A 23,723-nucleotide genomic window follows, 5' to 3' on the forward strand; every position below is an offset into this window, starting at 1 on the left:
GCGGCGAGCGGCTCAGCGCGGGCGGCCGTGCGGTTCCAGGCCGCGACCCCGTGGCCGTTCCGCAGCAGGTTGCGGGCCATCGCCGCGCCCATGATCCCGGTGCCGAGCACTGCGACCTGAGTCATCTGCCCCTCCTTTTGGACTGCTCGATACAGAACTGTGCGGGGACAACATTCGCACATCGCTGCCCGATGCGCATCCGCATAGGTCCCTACCCGCCCGGAGGCGGGGATGCGTCGCCGCGCCCTCCGAACGGCGGCGGCCCGCCGGGCCGGTCAGCCGTAGGCGGGGCTGTCGCCGGGCGCGTCGCCGTACACGGCGGTGTAGGGCACGGCGAAGGCGTCGAGGGTGCGGTCGAGATGCGCCGACCACCAGCTCACGAGCGTGGCGGCGCCGCGCTCGCCCGCGCCGTCCTCGCCCGCGCCGTCCTCGCCCAGGTAGCGGTGCCTCAGCGGCCCGACGTCGCAGAGCCGCTCCCACCATTCGCGGTGCACGGCCGACTGGATCTGCCCGGCGTCCAGCGGGAAGGCGGAGCGGTGCCCGCGCACGAACGCCTCGACGCGGTCGAGGTCGAGGCCGCGCTCGTCCTCGCAGGCGAACAGCCGCGCCGCCGAGCGCACGACCTCCCCGGCGACCGGGCCCGTGGTCAGGCCGTCCCAGCCGAGGACGGCCGTGACGTTGCCGGACCCGCCGTAGCGCAGGTGCCCGGCGTGGAAGGAGCCGTGCAGGTGCCCGACCGTGCTCACCTCGATGTCGGGCGGCTGGTGCCCCGCGAACTCGTTGAGCAGATCGCGGCGCTCCCGCAGGCGGCGCGCGGTCAGCGCGTCGAAGTCGGTGCCGTCCCCGCCGTCCGGGACGTCGCGCAGCATCGTCTCGACGGCGGCGGCCGCGTCGGCGGCGCGCGGCGCGGGCACGAGCATGCTCTGCTGGACGGGCGGCGTGAGCTCGTCGAGCGCCGAGTGCAGCCTTCCGAGCAGCTCGCCGAGGGCCTCGCACTGGGCGAACGTCAGCTCCAGACCGCCGCGGCCGCGGCCGCCCACCCACGGGTACAGGACGTATCCGCGGCCGGCGGCGGTGACCAGGGTGCGGCCGCCGCGCGCCGGCACGGGCGCGAGCACCGGGAGTCCCGCCGCGTCGAGCGCGGTCGTGACGCCGTGCTGGAACAGCACGCGGCGCCGGTCGGCACCGGCGTGCTCCCTGAGGAAGAACGCTCCGCCCGCCGTGTCGACCCGCCAGCTCCGGTGGCCCGGCCCGGTGGCCAGCGGGGTCGCCGCGTCCGGCGCGCCGATCTCCCAGCGCTTCAGCAGCCGCGGTGGAAGCGGCTCGGCGCCGGGCCCGCCGTCCGCCTTCGCCTGCCCGTCGCCGTCAGCCGGATCCGGGGTGCCGGCCCGGTGTCCGGTGTCAGCCCTGTCTCTGGCGTCAGCACTCTGGGACGTCGGCACCTCGGCACCTCGGCTGCTTCGGACGGACGGCGGTCGAATGGGTGTTCTACGCCGACGCTACACGTCCCGGCCGCGACGCGAAAGCGGACCGCGCGGTCCGGCGCCTCAGACGCGTTCGAGGACGACGACGGGGATGTCGCGGTCCGTCTTCTCCTGGTACTCGTCGTAGGCCGGCCAGGTGGCGGCCATCTTCCGCCAGAGCGGAGGCTTCTCCTCGGACGTCGCCGTGCGGGCCCGCGCGGTGAACTTGTCGCCCTTCACCTGCACCTTCACCTCGGGGTTGTCCTGCAGGTTGAGGTACCAGAGCGGCGGCTCGTCCGCTCCGCCCTTGGAGGCCACGACGAGGTAGGCGTCGCCTTCCGTCTGGTAGATGAGCGGTGTCGTGCGCTCCTTGCCGCTGCGCCGTCCCGTCGTGGTGAGCAGGAGGGTGACGGTGCCCTGCCAGTCGTGCCCCTCCGCACCGTCGGTCGCCCGGTACCGGTCGACGTGTTCCTTGCCGTACAGCATGGTTTTCTCCTCATTTCGCCATGTCCATAAGGGCGCACCCCTGTAACCCGCGAGCCAGGGCAGCCCTTCCCCGGTTCACTACCCTGGCGTGGTGGATGATGCGGCGGAGGTGGCACGGCGGTGCGCCGAGACGATGTACGCGCAGGACAAGGTGGCGCAGGACCTCGGCATGCAGATCACCGAGATCGCGCCAGGGCGGGCGCGGCTGCGGATGACGGTGGCCGAGACCATGGTGAACGGCCACGGGATCGCCCACGGCGGCTACCTGTTCCTGCTCGCCGACTCGGCATTCGCCTACGCGTGCAACACCTATGACTCCGTGACGGTCGCAGCGTCCGCCGACGTGGTGTTCGTCGCGAGCGCGCGCGGCGGGGACGTTCTGGAGGCGACGGCCGCCGAACTCACCCGGTACGGACGGAGCGGCATCTACGACGTCACGGTGCGCCGCGTCCCCGGCGGCGAGGTCATCGCGGAGTTCCGCGGCGGAAGCCGTAGCCGGGACCAGCGCGTCCTGAACGGCGGCGCGCCCTGAGGCGCACGGGTCACAGCTCGTTCAGGACCCGGGTGAGGTAACGCGAGGTCTCGTCGGGACGCTCCGCGGTGATGCACAGGTTGTTCATCGCGCGCATGTAGGTGTCGACGTCGGTCGGCTTGTCGAGGTAGAGCGCGCTGGTGAGTTGCTCCAGGTAGACGACGTCGGACAGGCCGGGCTCGGCGAAGCGCAGGATGGTGAACGGGCCTCCTGCGGCGGCGTGCCCTCCCGCACCGAACGGGACGATCTGCAGCGTCACGTTGGGCAGCTCCGACACCTCGATCAGATGCCGGATCTGGTCGCGCATCACATCGCGGCCGCCGAGCGGACGGCGAACGACCGCCTCGTCCAGCACGGCCCACAGCGTCGGTGCCTCGGGGGAGGTGAACCGCTCCTGCCGGGTGGTGCGGATCTGGACGCGGCGCTCGACCTCCTCATCGCTGGCGTCGGAGTACCCGAGCCGGATGACGGCGCGTGCGTAGTCTTCGGTCTGCAGCAGACCGGGCACGAACTGCAACTCGTAGGTGCGCAGCAGGGAGGCGGCCTCCTCCAGGCCCAGGTACACCTCGAACCAGCTCGGGAGGATGTCGCCGTACCGGTGCCACCAGCCGGGGGTGTTGGCCTCCTTGGCGAGCGCCAGCAGCGGGGCGCGCTCCGCGGGGTCGGCGACGCCGTACAGGGTGAGCAGATCGGCGACGTCGCGCTCCTTGAAGCCGACCCTGCCCAGCTCCATCCGGCTGATCTTGGAATGCGAGCCGCGGATCTCGTAGCCCGCCTGCTCGGTGGAGATTCCGCGCGACTCGCGCAGCCGCCGCAGTTGCGCCCCGAGGAGAATGCGCAGGACGGTGGGCCCGCCGCGGCGCGGATAATCGATCAGCCGTCCGGCCGGATCACCTTCGGACGGAGGTGTTGGGGCAGCTGAATCCTGGGGCAAGGGGTCACCAGCCAGTCGACGGGTCTGCTCGTGGGCGGAACGGCACCGCCCTATGTTAGAGGATGCGCGGGCGTTTTTGGGTAGTAGCAATACCGCCTTGCGGACCGGGCGCCTCCGAACGTCTCTTGACCTGCGCGAAGCCGCTGCGTAGCGGCGTGAACAGTGCGGTCGGTGGCGGTGCGGATGCGGAACGTCGCGGTGTCGTTGCCGCCGGAGTCGGCCCGATGGTCATTTCCCCGGCCCATGGATGGCGCACGAATTTGGGAGTGCTCTCCGGCAATGCGGGCGGCCAATCCTGACAGGCCATTTCGCGGGCGGTAGCCGTCCTCGTGAATGTCCCTGACCACTTATTTGGCGAACATTCCCCGCGGTACGCGCCGCGCGCTAGGCCGGCCGAGTGATGAAGCTCTCGTCCCGCGCGGGCGCGATCTCGGGCGCCCGCGGCGTTCTCCCTTCAGAGTGGTGGTGGCGGCCGCCGCTCCGTCAGGCGAACACGCCCCTCGCATCTGGGAGAACACATGAACGCGACCCGTGAACGACCGGAGATCCGATTCCTGACCTCGGGCGACGTCTCGGCGCACGAGCGCGCGGCGGCCGAGAGGGCCGTCCGCGACGCGCTCGCCGGCGCCCGCGGCGTCACGTCCGTCCAGGTCACGCTGAGCGTGGTGGCCGACCGGTCGCTGCCGCGCCCCGCCCTGGCCCAGGCCGTCGTCGAGTTCGACGGCCGCCGCGTGCGCGCGCAGGCCGCCGCGCCCCGCATCGACGAGGCCGTCGACATGCTCCGCGAACGCCTGGCGATCCGGGCGAGCTCCCTGCAGGCCGGCTGAGCCGCCTGACGACGAGCCCTGCGGAAACGAGCGGCGGCGCCCCGCACGGGGACGCCGCCGTCGATGGCTTCAGGGCCTCACGCGTCGCGCCGGGAGATGACGAGGGCCGCGAGACCGAGCGGCACGAGCGCGTACGCGAGCAGCACGGCCGTCGCCGCGCCGGGGGACAGCAGGTCGCCGTAGATGGAGTTGTCCGCGCCGAGCCCCGCGATCTGGGCGGGCAGGCCGCCGGGCAGGACCGAGCCGGCACGCTCGCTCCACGGCCGCGGCAGGTGGAAGACGAGCAGCGGCAGCACGTGCCATACGAACACCAGCGACACGAGCGTCCCCGCCGTGGAGCGCAGCAGCACCCCGAGCGCCAGGCCGAGCAGCGCGAACACCGGCACCGCCGTCCCCTCGACGAGGAAGCCGGGCAGGTCGTGGACGATGGAGGCGCGCTGGTCCGGGAACGGGCGGTCGCCGATGACGAGCCGGGTCCCGAGGAACGAGCCGACCGTCGCGGCCTCCCCGGCGACCAGGGCGACCGTCCCGACCACCACCGCCTTGGCCGGCACCAGCACGTGCCGCCTCGGGAGCACGGTGAGGGTCGCGCGGATCATCCCCGTGCGGTACTCGGACGTGACGGACAGCGCGCCGAGCACCGCGAGGCACAGCGACGCCACCCACGTGCTGAGCTCCTGCAGGGGGCGCAGCAGGAACTCGTCGCGCCGGTCGGCGGAGAGGCCGTCCCAGACGTGCGCCATCTGGATCGCGAGCAGCACCGTGAACCCGGTGAAGGCCGCCGCCACCGCCAGCACCCAGTAGGTCGAGCGGATCGAGCGCAGCTTGCGCCACTCGGCGGCGACCGCGTGGGCGATCACGCGTCCCTCCGAGTGAACGCGAAGGCGCCGGCCGCGAGCGCGACGACCACGTACGTCACCAGCAGTGCGAACGCGGCGGGCGGCGCCAGCACACCGTGGTCGGTCGGCGAGCCCGGCGCGGCCGCGATCTGGTTGGACAGGTTGCCGGGCAGCGCCGAGGAGATCCGCTCGTCCCACGGCGGCGGCAGCAGCCGGGTGAGGCCGGGCGCCACGAACAGCACGACCGTGCCCGCCGTGATCGTCGCGGCCGTGGAGCGGAGGACGGCGCCCAGCGCGAAGGCGATGAGCGTGATCGCCGCGGTGGTCAGGCCGAGCCACAGCAGGTGGACCGCGACGTCCGCCACCGGGCCCTGGAACGTGGCCACGGGACGATCGCCCACGATCGCGTTCCCGGCGGCGGTTCCCGCGGCGAGCGCCGCCAGCGACACCGCGAGCATGGCGGCCGCCGCCACCCCGCCCTTCGCCGCGTACAGGGCCATGCGGTTCGGCAGCACGGCCAGCGTCGTCCGGACCATGCAGTGCGAGTACTCCGACGTGATCGTCAGCGCCCCCAGCACCACCGCGCACACCGGCAGCGCCACGGCCAGGGGCTGCTCCGCCGGAGCCGCCGTCGCCGTCGCCTTCCGCGCGGCCGGCAGACCGTCCCAGTAGCGGGTCACGTACCAGGACCACAGGACGCAGAGAAGCATGAACGCCGCGACCGTTCCGAGGACGGCGAAGGTCGAGCGGACGGTCCGGAGCTTGTACCACTCCGCGGAGAGCGCGTCGATCACGGCGCCACCGCCCCGAACTCGGTGCTCTCCGCGGTCAGTTCCATGTAGGCCTCCTCCAGAGAGGCGCTGTGCTGCGTCACCCCGTGCAGCGGGATCCCGTGCGCCGCGGCCGTGTCGCCGATGGCGGCGACGTCCAGCCCGGTGACCGTGAGGGCCCCGCCCGGCGCGGGCTCGACCAGGCCGCCCGCCGCGGCGAGCACGGCGGTCAGCTCCGCGGGACGGGGCGAGCGGACCAGCACCCCGCGCCGGAACCGGTCCGCCAGCTCCCGCACCGACGTGTCCGCGATCAGCCGCCCGCGCCCGATGATGACCAGCCGGTCGGCCGTCAGCTCCATCTCGCTCATCAGATGGCTGGAGATCAGGACCGTCCGGCCCTCGGCGGCCAGCGCCCGCATCAGCTCGCGGATCCAGCGGACGCCGTCGGGGTCGAGGCCGTTCACCGGCTCGTCGAACATCAGCACCCCCGGATCGCCCAGCAGCGCCGCGGCGATCCCGAGCCGCTGCCGCATCCCCAGCGAGAACCCGGCGACCCGCTTGCGCGCGACCCCGGCGAGCCCCACCTGCTCCAGGACCTCCGTCACCCGCCGCGTCCCGATCCCGTTGCTGCGCGCCAGCCAGCCGAGATGGTCGAACGCCCGGCGCCCGCCCTGCACCGCGCCCGCGTCCAGCAGCGCTCCCACCTCGCGCATCGGCCGCCTCAGCGCCGTGTACCGCCCGCCGTTGACCAGCGCCTCGCCGGACGCGGGCCGGTCCAGGCCCAGCACGATCCGCATCGTCGTCGACTTGCCGGCCCCGTTCGGGCCGAGGAACCCCGTCACCGTCCCCGGCCTCACCGTGAAGGACAGGCGGTCCACCGCGGTCGTGCCGCCGTAGCGCTTGGTCAGCTCGCGTACCTCGATCATGCCGTCGAGCGTCGTACGCCACCGCCCTTCAGCACATCGGAACGCGGGCGGGGACCGCGCGTGCGACCGTGCTCCGAGACCATCCCGCCACCTCCGCCCCCGGTATGACGGCCGCCGGCATGAGGCGCGGGCGCCGGCCGTGCCGCTACCTTTCCTGACGTGGACGAATCCGAGCTGCGCTCCCCGCTCCCGCGGCTCAGCCGGCGCGGCCTCATCGGCCTCGACGCTGGGGCCGCGCTCCTCTACGCCCTCGTCCTGCTGGCGCTGCCGGCGGGCACAGGCGCCTCGCCGCTCCTCGCCGTCCCGCTCGGCGCCGCTGCGGCGCTGCCCCTCGCGGTGCGGCGCCTGTGGCCCGTCCCGGTCTTCGCCGCCGTCCTGTCCGCGTCGACCGCCGCGCTGCTCCTCGACCTGCCCTGGGACACCTACGCCTCCGCGGGGTTCGCCCTCTACCAGGTCGCGCTCACCCGGCGCCGCCGCCGCTGGGTCCCCACCCTGCTCATCGGCGTTGTCAGCGCCGTGTTCATCTTCGCCGGCGCCGTCGTCGGCCCCGTCGGAGCGCAGGCCGAGATCCTCGGACGGCTCCTGCTCGGCGCCTCCGTCCTCGGCGCGTCCTGGACGCTCGGCCGCGTCGTCCGCGAACGCCGCGCCCACGCCGCGCACGACGCCCGCCGCCTCGCCGACCAGGCCGTCTCCGGCGAGCGGCTCCGCATCGCCCGCGAGCTCCACGACGTCGTCGCGCACAGCATGAGCCTCATCGCAGTCAAGGCCGGCGTCGCCGTCCACGTCGCCGAGGCCCGTCCCGAAGAGGCACTCGACGCGCTCCGGGTCATCGAGACCACCAGCCGCGGCACGCTCGCCGAGATGCGCCACCTCCTCGGCGTCCTGCGCACCGGCGCCGCCGACGCCGACCTCACCCCGTCCCCGGGCCTGGCCGACCTGACCGGCCTCGCCGAACGCGCCGCCATGGCCGGCGTTCACGTCGACCTGGACGTCGACGCGGGGGAGCTCCCCGAGGGCGTCGCGCTCTCCGCCTACCGCATCGTCCAGGAGGCGGTCACCAACGTCGTGAAGCACGCGGCCCCCGCGCGCTGCCGCGTCCGTGTCAGAGCCGACGGGCTGCGGATGCGCATCGACGTCACCGACGACGGGCCCGGGACCCGCGTCCTGCCGGGCGGCGGCGGGCACGGTCTCATCGGCATGCGCGAACGCGTCATGATGTACGGCGGCGACTTCACCGCCGGCCCGCGTCCCGAAGGCGGCTTCGCCGTGTCCGCCGCCTTCCCGTACGACTCCTAGGAACCCCGTTGGATCTGAGCGTCCTCGTCGCCGACGACCAGGCCCTGCTGCGCGGCAGCTTCCGCGTCCTGATCGACACCGCGCCCGGCCTGCGCACCGTCGGCGAGGCCGGCACCGGGGCCGAGGCCGTCGAGCTGGCCGCCCGGGAACGCCCGGACGTCGTGCTCATGGACGTCCGCATGCCCGAGATGGACGGCATCGAGGCCACCCAGCGCATCTGCACCGACCTGCCGGACATCCGCGTCCTGATCCTCACCACCTTCGATCTGGACACCTACGTCTACTCGGCGCTGCGGGCCGGGGCGAGCGGCTTCCTGCTGAAGGACACCCCTCCGGCCGACCTGCTGTCGGCGATCCGCGTCGTGGCGTCGGGCGAGTCGCTGCTGGCCCCCTCGGTGACCCGGCGGCTGATCGCCGAGTTCGTCCGCCGCCCAGGCCCCGCGCAGCCCCCGCCGGCCGGCCTGGACGCCCTCACCGACCGCGAACGCGAGGTCCTCACCCTCATCGCCCGCGGCCTGTCCAACACCGAACTCGCCGAGCACCTCCACCTGAGCCCCGCCACCGTGAAGACCCACATCGGCCACCTGCTCGCCAAGCTCCACGCCCGGGACCGGGCCCAGCTGGTCATCACCGCCTACGAGACCGGCCTCGTCCGCCCCCGCTGACCCAGTTCTGGTCTGCGCGGATCGGTGCGACGGTCAGAGCAGGACCGGGGCCAGACGTTCGAACTGGTCGGCCGCCGAGGCCAGGTCGGGGGTGAAGACCGTGACGCAGACATGGTCGGCTCCCGCGTCGAGGTGCCCCTGGATCCGTTCGGCGATCGCGGCCTCGTCGCCCCAGTTGAAGCAGGCGTCGATGACCTCGTCGGAGCCGCCGCCGGAGATCGCCTCGTCCTCGTATCCGAGCGCCTTGAGCGAGCGGACGTAGGGGGATCCCGGAAGCTCCAGCATCTGGGTCCCTCTCGCGAGACCGCGCGCCTTCACCGGATCCGTCTCGAGGATGGCGGTCTGCAGGACGACGAGCAGCTTGTCGTCGCCGAGCCTTTCCCGGGCCTGCCTGGTGTGCTCGACAGGCATCGCGGCGGGAAGTGCTCCGTCCGCGCGGTCCCGAGCCAGTTCCTGCATCTTCGGGCCGAGGGCCGCCAGCAGCCGGGGGAAGGGCTTTTCGGGCACCGGTGCCGCTTCGACGGCCGCGTCCATGCCGTCGAGGTACTCGCGCATCCGGTTCAGCGGGCGCGTCCACTTCTGCCCGCTCCGCTCCACGATCGCCCCCATGCTGACGCCCACGCCGAGCGCGAGCCGTCCGGGGTAGGCGTCGGCCAGGACCGACGCGGCGCCCTGCATGGCTGCGGGGTGCCGCGCCCACAGGTTCGCGATGGCCGAGCCGAGGACGATCCGCTCCGTGGCGGCGAGCATCACGCTCAACTGCGTGAACACCTCCCGGCCGCCGACGGCCTCGTTCACCCAGATCGCCCCGTAGCCCGCCCGCTCCACGCGCTGCGCCGCACGCCGCCATTCGCCGGCAGGCGCGATGGGCGTCACGAGCCCGACGCCGATCCTGCCGAGCCCCGCCCGCGCCTCGTCCACCGCCGTCATCGGTCCTCCTATAATCGGAACGAGCAACCCGTTTAGGACGTTACCGGAACGTCCGCCCCGCTTGTCAATCGATGAAGGAGGCGCCGGGTGAGCGGACGGCCCCAGCGCGCGGACGCGCGCCGGAACCGTGAACGCATCCTCGAGGCGGCGTTCGAGGCCTTCGCCGCCGACGGCCGCCTCGTCCCGCTCGACGACATCGCCCGCCGGGCCGGTGTCGGGGCCGGGACCGTCTATCGGCACTTCCCGACCAAGGAGGCCCTGTTCCAGGCGGTCGTCACGGAACGAATCGAGCGGATCGTGGACGAGGCGGAGGCCCTCGTCCACGCGGACGAGCCGGGGGAGGCCTTCTACGGCTACCTCATGTGGGTCGTGGAGCGCGCGATGTTCAACCACGCCCTGTGCGACGCCCTGGCCGCGGACCTGGGAACGCTCGACGCCCGCGGCATGGACGAGCGGTTCACCTCGGCTCTCGGTGAGCTGCTGCGGCGGGCGCAGGCGGCCGGCGCGGTCCGTCCGGACGTGGACGTCCAGGACGTCCGCTCCCTCATGGTCGGGGCCATGGTGATGGAACGCCGGCGCCGCCCCGAGGGCGGCCCCGGACGCATGACGGCTCTGGCGTGCGACGCCCTCCGCACCGTAACGAAAGACGACGAAACGGGGCCCCGGGAACGTAACGAAAGAGGGTGCGAGGTGTGCGGGAAGCCGCTCGCCGCCGCGCCGACGGGACGCCCCGCCCGCTTCTGCGGCCCCGCGTGCCGCCAGAAGGCCCACCGCCGCCGGAAAACCGCTTGAGTCACGGCGCGCCCCCGCGCCACGCTGGCCAGATCATGCGCACACGCGAGATCCGCGCCTGCTACGACCGAGACTCGATCACCGTCTACCAGGCCTACGCACCCGAGATCGGCGTCCCGGCCGCGAGGAGCGGCACGTTCGTCCCGCCGTTCTCCCGGAGCCGCATGACCTGGATCAAACCGTCGTTCCTGTGGCTCATGGCCCGCAGCGACTGGGCGCGCAAACCCGGTCAGGAGACGATCCTCGCCGTCCGTATCAGCCGGGCCGGCTGGGAAGAAGCGCTGGGTCTGGCCGTCCCGACCGATCCCGACCGCCGCGTCTTCCGGAGCACTGAGGATTGGCGCCGCCGCTTCGCGAAGGCGGTCGTGCACGTCCAATGGGACCCCGAACGCTCCCTAGACGGCCGGAAACTCGAAGCACGCAGCATCCAGATAGGCCTCAGCCGCCACATCGTCGACCGCTACGTCGATGACTGGATACTCGGCATCGAAGACCTCACCCCGCTGGTCCGCAAGATCCAGGGACTATGCAAGGCCGGCCGGACACCTCAAGCCAGAGCCCTGCTCCCCAACGAACGCCCCTACCCTCTGACCGCCGCCCTGGTCGCCCGCCTCGGAGCTTCCGAGCAGCCGGTAACTCCGGATCGCGCATAGGCGGGCCTGCGCCGATCAAGGGCCGCGCCGCATCATCGCGTGCGAATCGCCTCCAGGCGATCGGCCAGCTCCCGGGGCCGGCTCAGCGCGACGAGGTGTCCGCCGGGCATCTCCTCCACCGGAATCCCCAACCGTTCGCCCACCACCCTCCGCTGGAACTCCAGCGGGAATAGGCGGTCGTCGCGCCCCTGCAGAAACACCGTCGGTGTGCTGGGCCACTTGTGCAGGGGCCAAGGCTCTGCGAACGGGGTGGACGACTGCGCGGACTCCTGCGACAACGCTACGGCCTTCACCTCGTCCGGCACGTCGTGAAAGAAGCACTCCTCGACGTCGAACTCCGCGGACGGGACCCGTCCCTCGCGGACGGCCTGGTCGGACATCGCCTTCGCCTGCCCGGTGTTCCCCCACCAGTCACCGCCCGTCTCGCCCGGCGAGGGGACCATGGCGTTGAGCAGCACCAGCAGATCGACCGGCAGTCGCTCGCAGACAAGCGGTGCTGTGAAGCCGCCCATCGACTGCGCCACCAGGACCAGGTCCGTCCGGCCGCCGATCGCCTCGACGACCGTGTCGGCGTACTCCGACAGGCCCGCAGAGTCATCACCCGCGGGAAGCTCCACGGCCACGACGTCATGCCCCCGCGCCTGCAGCTCAGGCACCAGACGATGCCAGAACCAGGCCTGTCCGCCCGCGCCCGGGATGAGAGTGTATGTCGCCATGTTCATCGTCCTCCGAAGCGCGACACTAGCGAGCCCCACCGACATTCCCGTCCCCGTGCCAGGAGCCAGGTACGCACCCATCCCGGCGTGTCGCTCGCTTCGAACAAGTGTTCGGGCTAGCTTGTCGTCTCGTGCTGATCGATGAACCGGTCTCGGCGGAGACCACGCCCACGGGCCGCCCCTCCCAGATCACCGGCCCCCGAGGCCGCTACCACGTGCGCCGAGTCCTGGAAGAATGGCAGGCCCCAGGCCAGGCGAGGTTCTACCGCCTCCAGGTGGCGACACCGGACGGCCCCGCGATCGCCGAGGTAATCGCCCCCCACAAACCCGGCCCCTGGACCCTCCACCAGGTCTGGCCCTAGCCCCAACCCACCCCGCCACAGCCACACCGCACAAACCCGGCGCCCAAATCAAGAACAACCAGGAACTACGTCACCCCGACCCAGTCCCCAACGAGGACGCCCAGACGCAATCGCCAAGAGGCGCCAAGCACCGGCCTCCGCAAGAATGGAGAACCAGGGGACACGTCACCGGAGACGCTCCTCAAGGAGACCGGCCGGACCGGCTCGGAAGCAACAAACGCCCCCAGCACCGGCGAGAAGCGGGAAACGCGTCACCCTGAGATGGTCCCTAAGCACAACACCGGAGCGCGATCGTCCTGCAGGCACCAAGCAGCGTCGGTAACGCAGCGTGTACGAGACGCGGCAACCTGAGAGGGTTACCGAGGGGGCGTCGGGGTGCGGCCGCCTAGGAGGCCGCCGAGCGGCGTCGGAATGTCGGGGAGGCGGGGGCGTCGTCCTGCGATGGCCTCAAAGAGGACGGCCGGGCGCGGTTGCCCAGGGGCGCCGAGCAACGCCGGCTTCCGCAGCGTGGAGAAGCAAGGGGTGCCTCACCCGGGAATTCGAGGGGAACGGTCAGGCTCGGTCTGGAGGCGCCAAGCGTCGTCGGCTTCCGCCCGGGCTGGGAAGGGGGACGCGTCGTCCTGAGATGCTTCGAGGACGATGGCCTGCGCGGCCGTCGTGACGGCGCCGAGCGGCGCTGGCTTGTGCGGCGTTGACATCGGCTCCGAATCTCCAAAGCCTTGAGCGCGCCGCTGCAGAGTGGGCAGGCGGGCGGGCACGCGCGGTGGCGAAGGCCAGCGATAACCATTGAGACGGGCTCTCGTCGGGGGCGTGGAAGCCTCCCGTCCGGCCAGGTCGCGGGCGATGGGCCAGGTGGGGTCGGTGCTGGTGTTCGCGCTGGTCTACCTGCTCGCCGCGCCCGCGCCCCTGCGGTGGTGGCTGTGGCAGCTGGGCCGCCGGCGGGGGAGTGCTGCGACACATGCATGACGTCCTAACCGTGCCTTCGTACGCAATCTCGGCGTGCGGTGACCGCGTGCGCCTCGCGCTGCCGTGATCGACAGATCTTGATCGACCTTCTTGTACGGCGCGAGTCTTGGCGTGGCGTGCGCAGGAGGCGATGATCGGCGCCATGGACCTGCTGGAGACTCTGGTCGGCAAGGGGTTGCGCCGTGAGCCGCTGTCCCGGGCCGAGGCGCTCGCGGTACTGGAAACCTCCGATGACGAGTTGCTCGACGTGGTGGCCGCCGCCGGCAAGGTACGCCGGCACTGGTTCGGGCGCCGGGTCAAGCTGAACTACCTGGTCAACCTGAAGTCGGGGCTCTGTCCTGAGGACTGCTCGTACTGCTCGCAGCGGTTGGGGTCGAAGGCAGAGGTCCTCACCTACACCTGGCTGAAGCCCGAGGAGGCGGCCGCGGCGGCGGAAGCGGGCGTGGCCGGGGGCGCCAAACGCCTATGCCTGGTGGCCAGCGGGCGCGGCCCGACCGACCGGGACGTGGAACGGGTCGCCGGCATCATTGCCGCGATCAAGGAACGCGACGAGGACGTGGAGATCTGCGCCTGCCTCGGGCTGCTGTCCGGCACGCAGGCGGGACGGCTACAAGAGGTCGGCGTCCACGCCTACAACCACAATCTGAACACCGCCGAAGCCGCGTATGCGGACATCTGCACCACGCACGAGTTCGGCGACCGGGTCGACACCGTGCGGCAGACCAAGGAAGCAGGACTCTCGGCCTGCTCCGGGCTGATCGCCGGCATGGGGGAGAGCGACGCGGACCTGGTGGACGTGGTCTTCGCGTTGCGTGACCTGGACGTGGACTCGGTCCCGGTGAACTTCTTGATCCCGTTCGAGGGAACGCCAATGGCCGAGAGATGGGCCCTCACCCCGCAGCGCTGCCTGCGCATCCTGGCGATGGTGCGTTTCGTCTGCCCGGACGTGGAGGTGCGTCTCGCCGGCGGGCGGGAGATCCATCTGCGAACGCTCCAGCCCCTCGCGCTGCATGTGGTCAACTCGATCTTCCTGGGCGACTATCTGACCAGCGAGGGGCAGGCCGGCAAGGCGGACCTCGACATGATCACCGACGCGGGCTTCGAGGTGGAGGACACGGCTACCACCACGCTCCCCGAACACCGACGGCAGTCGATGTCCTCCACACCCAATGACGCACCCGAACAAGAACAAATCAGCGACGCCCGCCCTCCACAGCCTCCCGGGCCGGCCCGAACCGACCTGGTGACACTACGCCGCCGAGGAGCCGGCACCCCCCTACCCCCCAACGCCTGACTCCCACGAGCCCCCAGCGCCCCCAGCGCCCCCAGAACGCCGCCCACCCTCACCCCACGTCCGCACCCACCCCCACGTCCGCGGCCTCCACGAGCCCGGCACATCCGGGGCCTGACGCTTTCAAGCCTGCGGCGCTTTGACGGGTGCGGTCGTGTGTGGTGTCTCCGTGCCTGCGGCGCTTCGGCGGTGTGGTGTTTCTACGTGTGGTGTCGTCATGCCTGCGGCGCCTTCTCGAGCAGGCAGTCCGTCACGTCTGCGGTGCCTGCGTCTTCACAGGTGTGGTGCTTACGTGCGTGGGACTTTGACGTCTGCGGTTTGGGGGCGTGCCCATTCATGGGGTAGCTCGATCTCCTTTGGGTTAGTTGTGAGGCCGGTGCCACCGTCGATGCCGTGGTGTGCGCGGATGTCCCGGGGCGGGCGCATGGTGGGCGGGGGGTCTGCGGTCGTTCTCACTCCGGTCGGGTGCCGCCTGGGTGCGGGACGTGATCATGACCAACGGTGGCTGCTGCGGTGGCCTCGTTGGATAGGGAGTTGTGGTTGAGGAATTCCTTGAGCGCTGGGTCTCAGGGGGCTGGGGCCCGCTGCGCTCGCAGGGGTTAGCGGGGGAGGCGGAGGACGAGGCGCTTGGTAAAGGCTCCTCGTTCCGCCGCCTTGGTGGCGCGCTGATGCTCCAATTGCTCAGGTGTGAGGCCGTGGAGCGCGGCGAGGGCGTGTAGTACCTCCAGGAGGTCGGCGAGCTCTGCGGGATCGTCGGTCGCGATGTACTCGCCGGCCTCCTCGTAGAGTTTGTTGCGCAGCAGCGCCGCTTGCTCTTCAGGGGCCGCGGTCCGTGTCTCGGGGGCCCTTCCCGCCTCCCGGATGATCTCGGGGATCCGGTCGCGGACGAGCTTCTCGGATCGGTGTCCGTCCCCGGTCTGGTGCACGGTCCCGCCGTGCCGTCGATCTAGGGACTGGACCCACTTGAGGGCGACCGCCGCCGTCTGGATCAGTTCGTTGCGGAGGTTGCGCGGGCCGGATTCGGCCAGCGCCTCGTAGAACTCCTCGGTGAGGATGTGACGCCAGGTCAGCTCGCCACGCGACCATGCCACGGCGCATTCCTGCTTCGCCTCCTCTACCTGTGCGGTGAAACCCGGGCCGGTCCCGTCGGGGAACTCCTGGACGCCCCACATCCGGTCCTGGGCTTCGCGTTCTGCCGCTACGTCCGCCAGTGCCCTCGCGAGCGATCCCGGTGCCTGCTCGTTCTCCATGCCCGACGACGTTAGCCACTCGGGTGGCTCGCCAAGGCGTGGTCTGGTTCGCAGCTGACCAGTTCATGCAGGATGGGTGGGAGTTCGTCCCACAGCCATTCGTTCAGCGTGCCCGGAAAGTCTGCGGGCGGGCGTATGGCCAGGCGATGGGGCGTGACTTCGATGAGGCGTACGGCGAGCGGGCCGTCGTCCCACATTGGGTCGCGGTTGCCCCAGAAAGCGGAGAAGTCGGCGCTCGTCAGCAGCAGTTCCGCCGGCAGAACATGCTCTCCTGCGTGCCTGCCGAGTGGGAGCAGCCGTTGGGCAGCGGTGCGCAGGACGTTGAGTGCTGCCAGGTCGTGTGGGCAGGCGACACCGGTGATTTGCAGTTCGGGCAGTCCGAACCGGCACAGACCCCGGGTCGTGAGGTAGACGCAGGTGCATCCGTCGATGTCGTCCTCGTCGGCGGTGCAGCGGCCGGAGTTCCTGTAGGGCGGCAGGGTGGTGCCGAGCCAGTCGTCGGCGAGGGCGAACTCGTCGAACCTTCCGAAGGGCACGACGGGCAGCACCTGGCCCGATATGGGGTCGACGAGCACGCCGCTGACCGATTCGGCGATCGCCTTCGCTGCGGCGCGGGCGAGGTGAGGTCCTAACGGCAGATCACCGGCCGGCAGGACTGAGGTGACGCCGATGTGCTGTGTCGCCTGGCGGATCCTCTCGGTGTCGTCGGCGTCAGGGCCGGTGAGCCCGGAGAGGTCCCACGGTGAGCTCGCTGCGGGGTGGCAGGCGAGTGAGAGCCGGGGGGAGCCGAGCCGTTCCGACAACGCCGCCGCGAAGGAGCCGGAGAACCTCCGGAGGATCGCCGCCGGCAGGTCACCGGGGTTCCTGTCGGTCGCGACGACGAAATCGGCGGTCGTCTCTTCGGGGACCGTGATGGTGACGCGCATTGCAGCCTCCTCGTGGCCGTTGGACCGGCGTGCGAGGTCCAGCATCGAGGAGGCCGCCGGGCGGGCTGAGGAGAATCTGGTTCTGTGGATAACCGCGGCCTGCGTCACGGAACGGACGGGACCTGCGATCGGCAGAAGCCATTCCGGTGGGTGTCAGAAGGCGCAGGCCAGGGACTTGATCCCGTTGATGAAGCTCGTTCGCTGGCGGACGGGCGGCGCGGTGGCGTGCAAGGTCGGCAGCCGCGTGTACAGCTCGCGGAGCAGCACCGTGATCTCGCGGCGGGCCAGGTGCGCGCCGAGGCAGAAGTGCGGACCGGGGGCTCCGAAACCGAAGTGCGGGTTGGGTGAGCGCATGACGTCGAACGCGCGCGCGTCCTCGAAGACGCTCTCGTCCCTGTTCGCCGAGTTGTAGTAGAGGATCACCCGGTCGCCGGCGCGGTAGGGGTGGCCGCCCAGTTCGTGGTCGCGGGTCAGCGTGCGGCGCATCCACGTCACCGGGGTGGAGTAGCGGACGATCTCCTCGACGGCGGCCGGGAGCCGGACGTCCAGGTCTGCCAGCAGGACGTCTCGCTGCCCAGGGTTGTCGGTGAGCAGAGTCAGGGCGTGCGACAGCGCGTTGCGCGTCGTCTCGTTGCCCGCCACCACCAGCAGCGAGAAGAAGCGGGCCAGGTCGAGGTCGTCGAGGGCCTCCCCGTCGACGTTCGCATGCGTCAGCGCGGTGACGAGGTCGTCGGCGGGGGTTTCACGTCGCAGCCGGCTGAGGTCGGCCATGAGCGCGTGCAGGAGCGAGAACTTCTCGGTGAGGACCACCGTCCTGTCGTCGCCGTCAGGGCTGACGTAGTCGGGGTCGCCGATGGCGATGATGACGTTCGTCGCGTCGATGACGTCGCCGTACGCGGATTCCGGGATGCCCATCATCGAGCAGATGATCTGCAGGGGCATCGGCATCGCAACGTGCTCGACGAAGTCGCATGGACCGCGTTCGGTCAGCTCGTCCACGATGCGGCGGGCGAGGACGGTCACGTCCCCCGTGACCCGCTGGACGAGGCGCGGTGTGAACGAGCGGGAGACGATCCGGCGGAGCCGCGCGTGCCGGGGGTCGTCGATGCTGATCATGGAGCCGCTGTACGGGGCGACCTGAGGGGGCGGGTCGACCAGGCTGACCGCGGTGGGTTGCGAGCTGAACACCTGGGGGTTCCGGCTGGCCTCGGCGACGTCCTCGTAGCGGGTGATCGCGTAGAACCCGGGCTCGTCCGGTACGGGGCAGAAGACCGGCCCGTCCGCAGCTCGTAGTGAGGCGAACATTTCGTCGCGTTCGTCCTGCGGCTTCGACCAGAAGTCCAGGCTGACGAGGCTGCTCTCGGCGATGGAGGGCATGGGTGGGAGCGCCTTCCGCTGGGGAGTCGTCGCCCACAGGCTAACCCGGCGGCGCCCCAAAAGATGATCATGCGACGGGCGGGGTGGGGCCCCGCCCGTCGCACACGGACGCTCGCCGTCCCGGGGACGGACCCCGGGAACCCGCCGTCAGCGGGCGGAAAGCTCCACGAAGTGGCGCTCGCCCGGTCCCACGTAGACCTGACGCGGACGACCGATCTTCGTGGCCGGGTCGTTCATCATCTCGCGCCACTGGGCGATCCAGCCGGGCAGCCGGCCCAGGGCGAACAGGACGGTGAAGGCGTTCGTCGGGAACCCCATCGCCTTGTAGATGACGCCGGTGTAGAAGTCCACGTTCGGGTACAGCTTGCGCTCGATGAAGTAGTCGTCGCTGAGGGCGACCTCTTCGAGGCGCATGGCCAGGTCCAGAAGCGGGTCGGACTTGCCGAGGGCGTCCAGGACCTTGCCCGTGGCCTTCTTCACGACGGCGGCGCGCGGGTCGTAGTTGCGGTAGACCCGGTGCCCGAAGCCCATGAGCTTGACGCCCGGCTCCTTCTTCTTGACGCGCTCGACGAAAGAGTCGATGTTGTCGCCGTTCTCGTGGATGCGCTCCAGCATCTCCAGGACGGCCTGGTTGGCGCCGCCGTGCAGCGGGCCGAACAAAGCGTCGACGCCCGCGGACACCGAGGAGAACAGGTTCGCCTGGCTGGAACCCACCAGCCGAACGGTGGAGGTGGAGCAGTTCTGCTCGTGGTCGGCGTGCAGGACGAACAGCATGTCCAGGACGCGCGCGATCTCCGGGTCGATCTCGTACGGCTGCGTGGGCAGGCCGAACATCATGCGCAGGAAGTTCTCCACGTACCCGAGGGAGTTGTCCGGGTAGAGCAGCGGCTGGCCGTTGGACGTCTTGTATGCGTAGGCCGCGATGGTCGGGAGCTTCGCGATGAGCCGGATGCTCGACCGGTCGACCTGCTCCGGGTCGAAGGGGTCGAGGCTGTCCTGATAGAACGTCGACAGGGCGCTGACCGCGGACGACAGGACGGCCATCGGGTGCGCGCGGCGCGGGAAGGCGGAGAAGAACGCGCGGAACTTCTCGTCCAGCAGCGTGTGGTGGCGCACGCTGTCGGTGAACGCGCTCAGCTGGTCGGCCGTGGGGAGTTCGCCGTAGATCAGCAGGTAGGCCACTTCGAGGAAGGACGATTTCTCCGCCAGTTCCTCGATGGGGTAGCCCCGGTAGCGCAGGATTCCCGCCTCACCGTCGATGTAGGTGATGGCCGACGTGGTGGACGCCGTGTTGGTGAAACCCGGATCGAGCGTGACATGGCCCGTCTCCTTGAGGAGGCTGTCCACGACCAGCCCCGAGGGGCCCTCGGTCGCCTCGTTGACCTCCAGAGGCATGCGGCCGCCCGCGTGGTCGAGCTCGAAATCCGACATACTCGCTCACTCCCAACTGCGTCCACACCTGCGTAGACGTTCCGGTTTCATCGTATCCACGTGATCACAGGGGCTGATCCGGGCCGTCCCCGTTGACGGCGGACCGTTCGGCAGGGCGGGCGCGCGGGCGTTTCACCCCTCGTCATGCCCGCTCCGCCGGTACTCGCGGACGCGGCGACCCGAGCCTTTCGCCCGTATATCGGAATGGGACGAGTCGGCCCGGAACGCCTGGTCCGGCTGGCCTGGGCAGAAAGCTGGACGGTCGGGCAGCGACCGACCAGAATCCACCCGCCCCGACGGTCGTTCACCGACCGGCGGAGCGTCCTCATGATCTCGCGCGACAGGAGAGGATGCCACGGAGGCCGCGCTGCGCCGTGCCGCTGAACCCCTTGAAAGTGAGAAGAATCTCAGCGCTCATTTCCATGACCTAGTGGTCATATCGGTCGGGGGCCCTACTGGTGCGGCTCATGCAAGGTCGGCTGCTCTGCGGTCAACTCGACCAGTGTTCGTTCCTGGACGTCGATCAATTGCTCGACGTCCATGGGCGGCCACTCCTCGCCGTAATGCGCGTCCAGCAGGGTGCTCAGGGCGACCAGGATCTGTTCGGGTGTCGGACGTTCCCCTGGGTCCTTCGTCAGGCAGCGCGTGACGAGCCCCAACATGGGGTCCGGCAGGAGGGAGAGGTCAGGTTCGCCGTAGACGATCCGTCCTCGAACTTTGTGCCCGCCGCCGAACGGTGCCGCGCCGGTCGCCGCGAAGACGAGCGTCGAACCGAGGGAGAACACGTCACTTTCCGGATGGACGGGATCGCCGAGGGCCTGTTCCGGCGACATGTACGCGGGCGTCCCCAGGATCTCCGTGCGCGAGAGCGGTAGCGCGTCCAGAGGACGGGCGATGCCGAAGTCGATGACCCGCGGCCCGTCCGAGGCGAGCAGAACGTTGGACGGTTTCAGATCTCGGTGGACGATCCCCGCCCCGTGGATCGCGATCAGCGCCTCCGCCAATCCGGCTCCCAGCCGGCAGGCCGTCTGCTCCTGGAGCGGGCCCTTCTCCCGGACCACCTCGGAGAGACTCACGCCGCGGATGTACTGCGTCGCGAGCCAGGGCTGTGCGGCGTCCGGATCGGCGTCGACGACTGGCGCCGTGTAGAAGCCGCTCACGGAGCGCGCCGAGGTGACCTCACGGCGGAACCGTTCCCGCCACCTGGGATCGTCCAGCAGTTCCGGTCGGATGACCTTCACGGCGACGAGCCGCCTGCTGGGTGACGCCCCAAGGAAGACCTCGCCCATGCCACCGGAACCGAGCCGGGCGACCACGCGGTACGGGCCGATCATCTGGGGAGGTTCGGGCTGCATGGACACGGATATCCGATCATGGTGGGGCGTGCTCAAATCGTGCCACGGCACGAGGGTTCGTCCGACCGCTCAGGTCCAGGAGAGCGAGCCCCGTTCGGCCCAGTAGCGTTCCGCCGGGACGTTCAGTTGAGCCAGTACCTGCAAGTCGCCCTCGTCGAGGAGCACATCCGTCGCCGCGAGGTTGGCCTGCAACTGGGCCGGGCTGACCGCGCCGATGAGCACGGTGTCGGCCCAGGGGTTGCCGAGTGCCGCCGCCAGGGCCAAAGCGTCCGGCCCCACCTCGTGCTTGGACGCGAGGTTTTGCACCCCCTGGGGCGGCTGCACAGCGAGCCTGCCGTTGGCCAGCACCTCCTTGAGCAGCACATGCAGACCGTTGTCATGGGCCTCGCACAGCGCGCCCGCAGCAGAGCTCTCCAGGATGTTCCACGTCGACTGGACCGTGCTGAACAGCCTCTGTCCGGCCACCTCCAACCCCATGGCCCGCCTGATCGTCTCTGCCTGCCGTGGCCCCGACGTCGAAAACCCGACGCGAACACCATCAGAGCTCAGCTGAGCCAGAGCCTCCTGCAGGGGGACGTCCTGGAAAAGCGGACTCTCCTCGGTGAGCGAGTGCACCTGGTAGACGGCCAAGTGCCCGCCCAACAGACTTCGCGTCTCTTCATACTGGGCCTGAAATCGGCCAAGGCTGTGCTCCTTGACCTCGTGCACCTTCGCATCGGTCTTCCACTCGCCGACGTAGGCGTAGCCCCATTTGCTGGACACGCGGACCCCTTCAGGAGCTCGTGCTGCCAGCCAGCCCCCAAGGAACTCCTCTGCCCGGCCGTAGGAGCGCGCAGTGTCCACCGATCGAACGCCCGCCGCATAGGCGGCGTCGAGGACGCTCCAGGTCGCCTCTCGCATCGCCCCCACGGTCCGCCCAGGCGGCAGTTCCCCGGCGCTTCCCACGTTGATGTAGGCCGGCCGCCCCAGCGCGGCAAGACCGACTCCGAGCCGACGTATCGCGTCCATGCCCTCAGCCTTCCATGCAGACGTCCGGATGCCCTTATCCACAGAACCACGTTCTAGCCGTGGTGGCGGCATCCACCCACAAGGCTGAGTCGTGTCCACGTCGACACGACAAGAAAGGCCAGGCAATGCCTGAGACGACGCGCGCCGATCACAGTGCCCACCAGCTCGCCACCCTTCTCGGTCTCGCCCGGTGGCAGTTGCGCCTCGGCGTGGAGCACGGGCTGCTCCCGAAACCCGACCTCGAGGGGGACCGGTGGTCCGCCGCTCTCGCCGAGGAGGCCCGCGGCCGCGGTGAGGAGATCGTCGCCAGGTTCGGTGACGAGCCCCCGATCGGCTCGGCAAAGGCCGCCGCCCGGCTGGCGTCCCGGGTGGGCCTCGACGTCGAGCGCGGGGACGTCGAGGTCCTGGTGGCCCAAGGCGACCTCGACGTCATCAGCACCTTCCGCGGATTTCCGGTCTACCTGCTCCGCGACCTGGACCAGATCGATCCCGACTTCGTGCGCTGCGTGGTCACCGCCAGGAAGGGACCGCTCACCGAAACCGTCGACGCCGGCGGAGCGGCGACCATCCTCGGCTGGCCGCGCAGAACCTTCGACCGGATCGCCGGTGAACGCGGTCTGGCAACGGACAGGCTCGGCCGCTACGCGCTTGCCGAAGTCCAGGCACTGAGCGCGGACGAGGGCCTGACCCGTCACGTACAGGAGGAGCAACGGAACCTGGCCCTCGACCGGACGCGCCGGTCCGAGACCCGCGTCGAAGACGTGGTCCGTGCCTGGATCCTGCGCTGCTCTGCCTTTCTGGACCGTGACGCCGACCAGCCCCCGGACACCGCACCTTTGGGGCGCGCCCTGAGAAGCCTCATCACGATCAGAGCCGATATAGCGAGACAAGAACACTTCACGCCCTAGGACCCACCCGCGGGGTCCCCGCCGCAGCGGGTCGCCCGGACAGGTTGGACGCAATGCAACGACGCCGGTGGAGCCTGGATGCGCTCCCCGTGTGCGTTCGTCCGGCGCAATCTCAACAACGGGACGTTCACGCGAGGAGGGGCGTGCTCGTTAACTGCGCCGCGGGGTCGAGCGGCGGCGGGGCGGTGGCTTTTGGGTGGCCTTGTGCCGGGCCAGAACCTTCAGAAGACGGTCACGAGCTTCCGTCCGGGACATCGCCGGGAGGTGCGAAGGGAAGTTGGTCGCCACGGCGGGAGGCGCCTCGACTCGGCCCTCGTCGTCGATCGTGGCCTGGTCGCCCGTCCACTGGCCGAGCAGGACCGCGAACACGGCGCCGGGGTGACGCGCGAGAAGCGCCGTGATCCTCTTGGCCTCCTGAGCGCAGTCGGCCACCAGGAGAAGACGACGTCCGTGCGTGGTGCCCTCCTTCTCGCGGATGGAGAGCTCGGTCTCCAGGTAAGCGAGCGCCGCGTCGAGGTTCCCCGGGATGAAGAGCCCTGCCGGGGCGTCGTCGAGAAGTTCGTCCTCGGCAAGCCCGAAGAGGGTGATGGCGTCGGGCCGAGGAACGACGACCAGCGAGTCGTCACCGTGCACGTCGAGCGCGGTCAACGCCAGCACGCGCGCGGTGGACGCGGCGCCCGGACCTTTGAGGCCCGCGGCCGGCGTGGCGAACGGGTCGAGTACGGGTCGGTAGGTGAATCGTGCGGGCTGTGGGGCCTGAGCGTTGGGCGCGGGGACGGGGGACAGGCCGGCGGCGGCGGTGTAGATGCGATGCCGGAACGGGTAGCACATCGCCGCTGCGGCGGGAAGCAGTAGGCCGAGAAGCAGGACCGGCTGCAGCGAGGAAGGACGTGATTCGAGTTCGTCAGCCTGCTCGCGTGCTCGTACGGGAGTGGGCGCCGCGGATGTGCGCAAGGGGGTGCTCTGGGAGGGACTGGGAGACGGTGGCGCGCCTCTCGGCCGACGCGGCGTGGCTGGACG

Annotated in this window: 26 protein-coding genes; 10 read left to right on the top strand and 16 right to left on the bottom strand. The window is 70.6% G+C overall.

Annotation, left to right across the window (positions count from 1 at the left end; all coding sequences use genetic code 11):
- From AB0C84_RS34470 to AB0C84_RS34480, 3 genes are all read right to left on the bottom strand, one after another.
- Positions 1-125, bottom strand: a 125-nt coding sequence (locus tag AB0C84_RS34470; RefSeq protein ID WP_361074639.1) for an NAD(P)-binding domain-containing protein, incomplete at its 3' end; no start/stop codon positions are given.
- Positions 126-275: 150 nt separating this feature from the next.
- Positions 276-1,442 carry a phosphotransferase gene (locus AB0C84_RS34475; protein ID WP_361074540.1) on the bottom strand — a complete coding sequence of 389 codons (1,167 nt, stop codon included), beginning with the start codon at positions 1,440-1,442 and terminating at the stop codon, positions 276-278.
- A gap of 105 nt (positions 1,443-1,547) precedes the next feature.
- On the bottom strand, positions 1,548-1,949 hold the full coding sequence (locus AB0C84_RS34480; protein ID WP_258945234.1) for a nitroreductase family deazaflavin-dependent oxidoreductase: 402 nt from the start codon (positions 1,947-1,949) through the stop codon (positions 1,548-1,550).
- Positions 1,950-2,040: 91 nt separating this feature from the next.
- Here AB0C84_RS34480 and paaI point away from each other — a divergent pair, with 91 nt between their 5' ends.
- On the top strand, positions 2,041-2,481 hold the full coding sequence (gene paaI, locus AB0C84_RS34485; protein ID WP_361074542.1) for a hydroxyphenylacetyl-CoA thioesterase PaaI: 441 nt from the start codon (positions 2,041-2,043) through the stop codon (positions 2,479-2,481).
- Between the two features lie 10 nt (positions 2,482-2,491).
- On the opposite strand, the gene AB0C84_RS34490 is transcribed toward paaI, so the two are convergent.
- Positions 2,492-3,358 (bottom strand): helix-turn-helix transcriptional regulator, encoded by an 867-nt coding sequence (locus AB0C84_RS34490; protein WP_179849931.1) that lies wholly within the window; start codon positions 3,356-3,358, stop codon positions 2,492-2,494.
- 575 nt (positions 3,359-3,933) lie between these two features.
- On the opposite strand from AB0C84_RS34490, the gene AB0C84_RS34495 reads away from it, so the two are divergent.
- Positions 3,934-4,242 (top strand): hypothetical protein, encoded by a 309-nt coding sequence (locus AB0C84_RS34495; RefSeq protein ID WP_179848356.1) that lies wholly within the window; start codon positions 3,934-3,936, stop codon positions 4,240-4,242.
- A 77-nt stretch (positions 4,243-4,319) separates the two neighbouring features.
- Here AB0C84_RS34495 and AB0C84_RS34500 read toward each other — a convergent pair whose 3' ends face one another.
- The 3 genes from AB0C84_RS34500 to AB0C84_RS34510 are packed head-to-tail and all read right to left on the bottom strand — an operon-like array spanning position 4,320 to position 6,777.
- Complete coding sequence (locus AB0C84_RS34500; protein WP_361074544.1) at positions 4,320-5,102, bottom strand: ABC transporter permease; 783 nt, start codon at positions 5,100-5,102, stop codon at positions 4,320-4,322.
- On the bottom strand, positions 5,099-5,875 hold the full coding sequence (locus AB0C84_RS34505; RefSeq protein ID WP_361074546.1) for an ABC transporter permease: 777 nt from the start codon (positions 5,873-5,875) through the stop codon (positions 5,099-5,101). The genes AB0C84_RS34500 and AB0C84_RS34505 overlap by 4 nt, the downstream gene beginning before the upstream one ends.
- Positions 5,872-6,777 carry an ABC transporter ATP-binding protein gene (locus AB0C84_RS34510; protein WP_258945231.1) on the bottom strand — a complete coding sequence of 302 codons (906 nt, stop codon included), beginning with the start codon at positions 6,775-6,777 and terminating at the stop codon, positions 5,872-5,874. The genes AB0C84_RS34505 and AB0C84_RS34510 overlap by 4 nt, the downstream gene beginning before the upstream one ends.
- A gap of 159 nt (positions 6,778-6,936) precedes the next feature.
- Here AB0C84_RS34510 and AB0C84_RS34515 point away from each other — a divergent pair, with 159 nt between their 5' ends.
- Together AB0C84_RS34515 and AB0C84_RS34520 are read left to right on the top strand one after the other, a co-directional pair.
- The gene (locus AB0C84_RS34515) at positions 6,937-8,073 is read left to right on the top strand and encodes a histidine kinase (protein WP_361074549.1); all 1,137 of its coding nucleotides are present in this window, start codon (positions 6,937-6,939) and stop codon (positions 8,071-8,073) included.
- 8 nt (positions 8,074-8,081) lie between these two features.
- Positions 8,082-8,738: a response regulator transcription factor gene (locus tag AB0C84_RS34520; protein WP_179848360.1), complete on the top strand. Its 657-nt coding sequence runs from the start codon at positions 8,082-8,084 to the stop codon at positions 8,736-8,738.
- Positions 8,739-8,771: 33 nt separating this feature from the next.
- Here AB0C84_RS34520 and AB0C84_RS34525 read toward each other — a convergent pair whose 3' ends face one another.
- The gene (locus AB0C84_RS34525) at positions 8,772-9,668 is read right to left on the bottom strand and encodes a TIGR03620 family F420-dependent LLM class oxidoreductase (protein ID WP_361074551.1); all 897 of its coding nucleotides are present in this window, start codon (positions 9,666-9,668) and stop codon (positions 8,772-8,774) included.
- Positions 9,669-9,755: 87 nt separating this feature from the next.
- Between AB0C84_RS34525 and AB0C84_RS34530 the strand changes: the two genes are divergently transcribed.
- Positions 9,756-10,460: a TetR/AcrR family transcriptional regulator gene (locus AB0C84_RS34530; protein WP_361074553.1), complete on the top strand. Its 705-nt coding sequence runs from the start codon at positions 9,756-9,758 to the stop codon at positions 10,458-10,460.
- 35 nt (positions 10,461-10,495) lie between these two features.
- Positions 10,496-11,113: a DUF4291 domain-containing protein gene (locus AB0C84_RS34535; protein WP_361074555.1), complete on the top strand. Its 618-nt coding sequence runs from the start codon at positions 10,496-10,498 to the stop codon at positions 11,111-11,113.
- A gap of 32 nt (positions 11,114-11,145) precedes the next feature.
- Here the strand turns inward: AB0C84_RS34535 and AB0C84_RS34540 are convergent, their stop codons facing one another.
- Entirely contained in the window at positions 11,146-11,835 is a 690-nt protein-coding gene (locus AB0C84_RS34540; protein WP_361074557.1) for an alpha/beta hydrolase, read from the bottom strand.
- A 125-nt stretch (positions 11,836-11,960) separates the two neighbouring features.
- Here AB0C84_RS34540 and AB0C84_RS34545 point away from each other — a divergent pair, with 125 nt between their 5' ends.
- From AB0C84_RS34545 to bioB, 3 genes are all read left to right on the top strand, one after another.
- Positions 11,961-12,191: a hypothetical protein gene (locus AB0C84_RS34545; protein WP_179834375.1), complete on the top strand. Its 231-nt coding sequence runs from the start codon at positions 11,961-11,963 to the stop codon at positions 12,189-12,191.
- A gap of 810 nt (positions 12,192-13,001) precedes the next feature.
- Positions 13,002-13,157 (top strand): hypothetical protein, encoded by a 156-nt coding sequence (locus AB0C84_RS34550; RefSeq protein WP_361074559.1) that lies wholly within the window; start codon positions 13,002-13,004, stop codon positions 13,155-13,157.
- A 142-nt stretch (positions 13,158-13,299) separates the two neighbouring features.
- The gene (bioB, locus tag AB0C84_RS34555) at positions 13,300-14,451 is read left to right on the top strand and encodes a biotin synthase BioB (RefSeq protein ID WP_361074561.1); all 1,152 of its coding nucleotides are present in this window, start codon (positions 13,300-13,302) and stop codon (positions 14,449-14,451) included.
- Between the two features lie 596 nt (positions 14,452-15,047).
- On the opposite strand, the gene AB0C84_RS34560 is transcribed toward bioB, so the two are convergent.
- The 6 genes from AB0C84_RS34560 to AB0C84_RS34585 all read right to left on the bottom strand — a co-directional run bounded on the left by AB0C84_RS34560 (position 15,048) and on the right by AB0C84_RS34585 (position 21,795).
- Complete coding sequence (locus AB0C84_RS34560; protein ID WP_361074563.1) at positions 15,048-15,698, bottom strand: nucleoside triphosphate pyrophosphohydrolase; 651 nt, start codon at positions 15,696-15,698, stop codon at positions 15,048-15,050.
- Positions 15,699-15,709: 11 nt separating this feature from the next.
- On the bottom strand, positions 15,710-16,624 hold the full coding sequence (locus AB0C84_RS34565) for a hypothetical protein (protein WP_361074565.1): 915 nt from the start codon (positions 16,622-16,624) through the stop codon (positions 15,710-15,712).
- A gap of 153 nt (positions 16,625-16,777) precedes the next feature.
- The gene (locus AB0C84_RS34570; protein WP_361074567.1) at positions 16,778-18,001 is read right to left on the bottom strand and encodes a cytochrome P450; all 1,224 of its coding nucleotides are present in this window, start codon (positions 17,999-18,001) and stop codon (positions 16,778-16,780) included.
- Between the two features lie 147 nt (positions 18,002-18,148).
- Positions 18,149-19,432, bottom strand: a complete 1,284-nt coding sequence (locus AB0C84_RS34575; RefSeq protein WP_179848367.1) for a citrate synthase — start codon at positions 19,430-19,432, stop codon at positions 18,149-18,151.
- A gap of 452 nt (positions 19,433-19,884) precedes the next feature.
- Positions 19,885-20,787 carry a serine/threonine-protein kinase gene (locus AB0C84_RS34580; RefSeq protein ID WP_361074642.1) on the bottom strand — a complete coding sequence of 301 codons (903 nt, stop codon included), beginning with the start codon at positions 20,785-20,787 and terminating at the stop codon, positions 19,885-19,887.
- Positions 20,788-20,856: 69 nt separating this feature from the next.
- Positions 20,857-21,795, bottom strand: a complete 939-nt coding sequence (locus AB0C84_RS34585; RefSeq protein WP_361074569.1) for an aldo/keto reductase — start codon at positions 21,793-21,795, stop codon at positions 20,857-20,859.
- A 59-nt stretch (positions 21,796-21,854) separates the two neighbouring features.
- Here AB0C84_RS34585 and AB0C84_RS34590 point away from each other — a divergent pair, with 59 nt between their 5' ends.
- A complete protein-coding gene (locus tag AB0C84_RS34590) occupies positions 21,855-22,703 on the top strand; it encodes a hypothetical protein (protein WP_361074572.1) in 849 nt (282 codons plus the stop codon).
- Between the two features lie 150 nt (positions 22,704-22,853).
- On the opposite strand, the gene AB0C84_RS34595 is transcribed toward AB0C84_RS34590, so the two are convergent.
- Complete coding sequence (locus AB0C84_RS34595; RefSeq protein ID WP_361074574.1) at positions 22,854-23,657, bottom strand: hypothetical protein; 804 nt, start codon at positions 23,655-23,657, stop codon at positions 22,854-22,856.
- Positions 23,658-23,723: the final 66 nt, after the last annotated feature.

Origin of the sequence: Actinomadura sp. NPDC048955, from assembly GCF_040649435.1 — a bacterium.
Taxonomy (GTDB): domain Bacteria; phylum Actinomycetota; class Actinomycetes; order Streptosporangiales; family Streptosporangiaceae; genus Spirillospora; species Spirillospora luteofluorescens.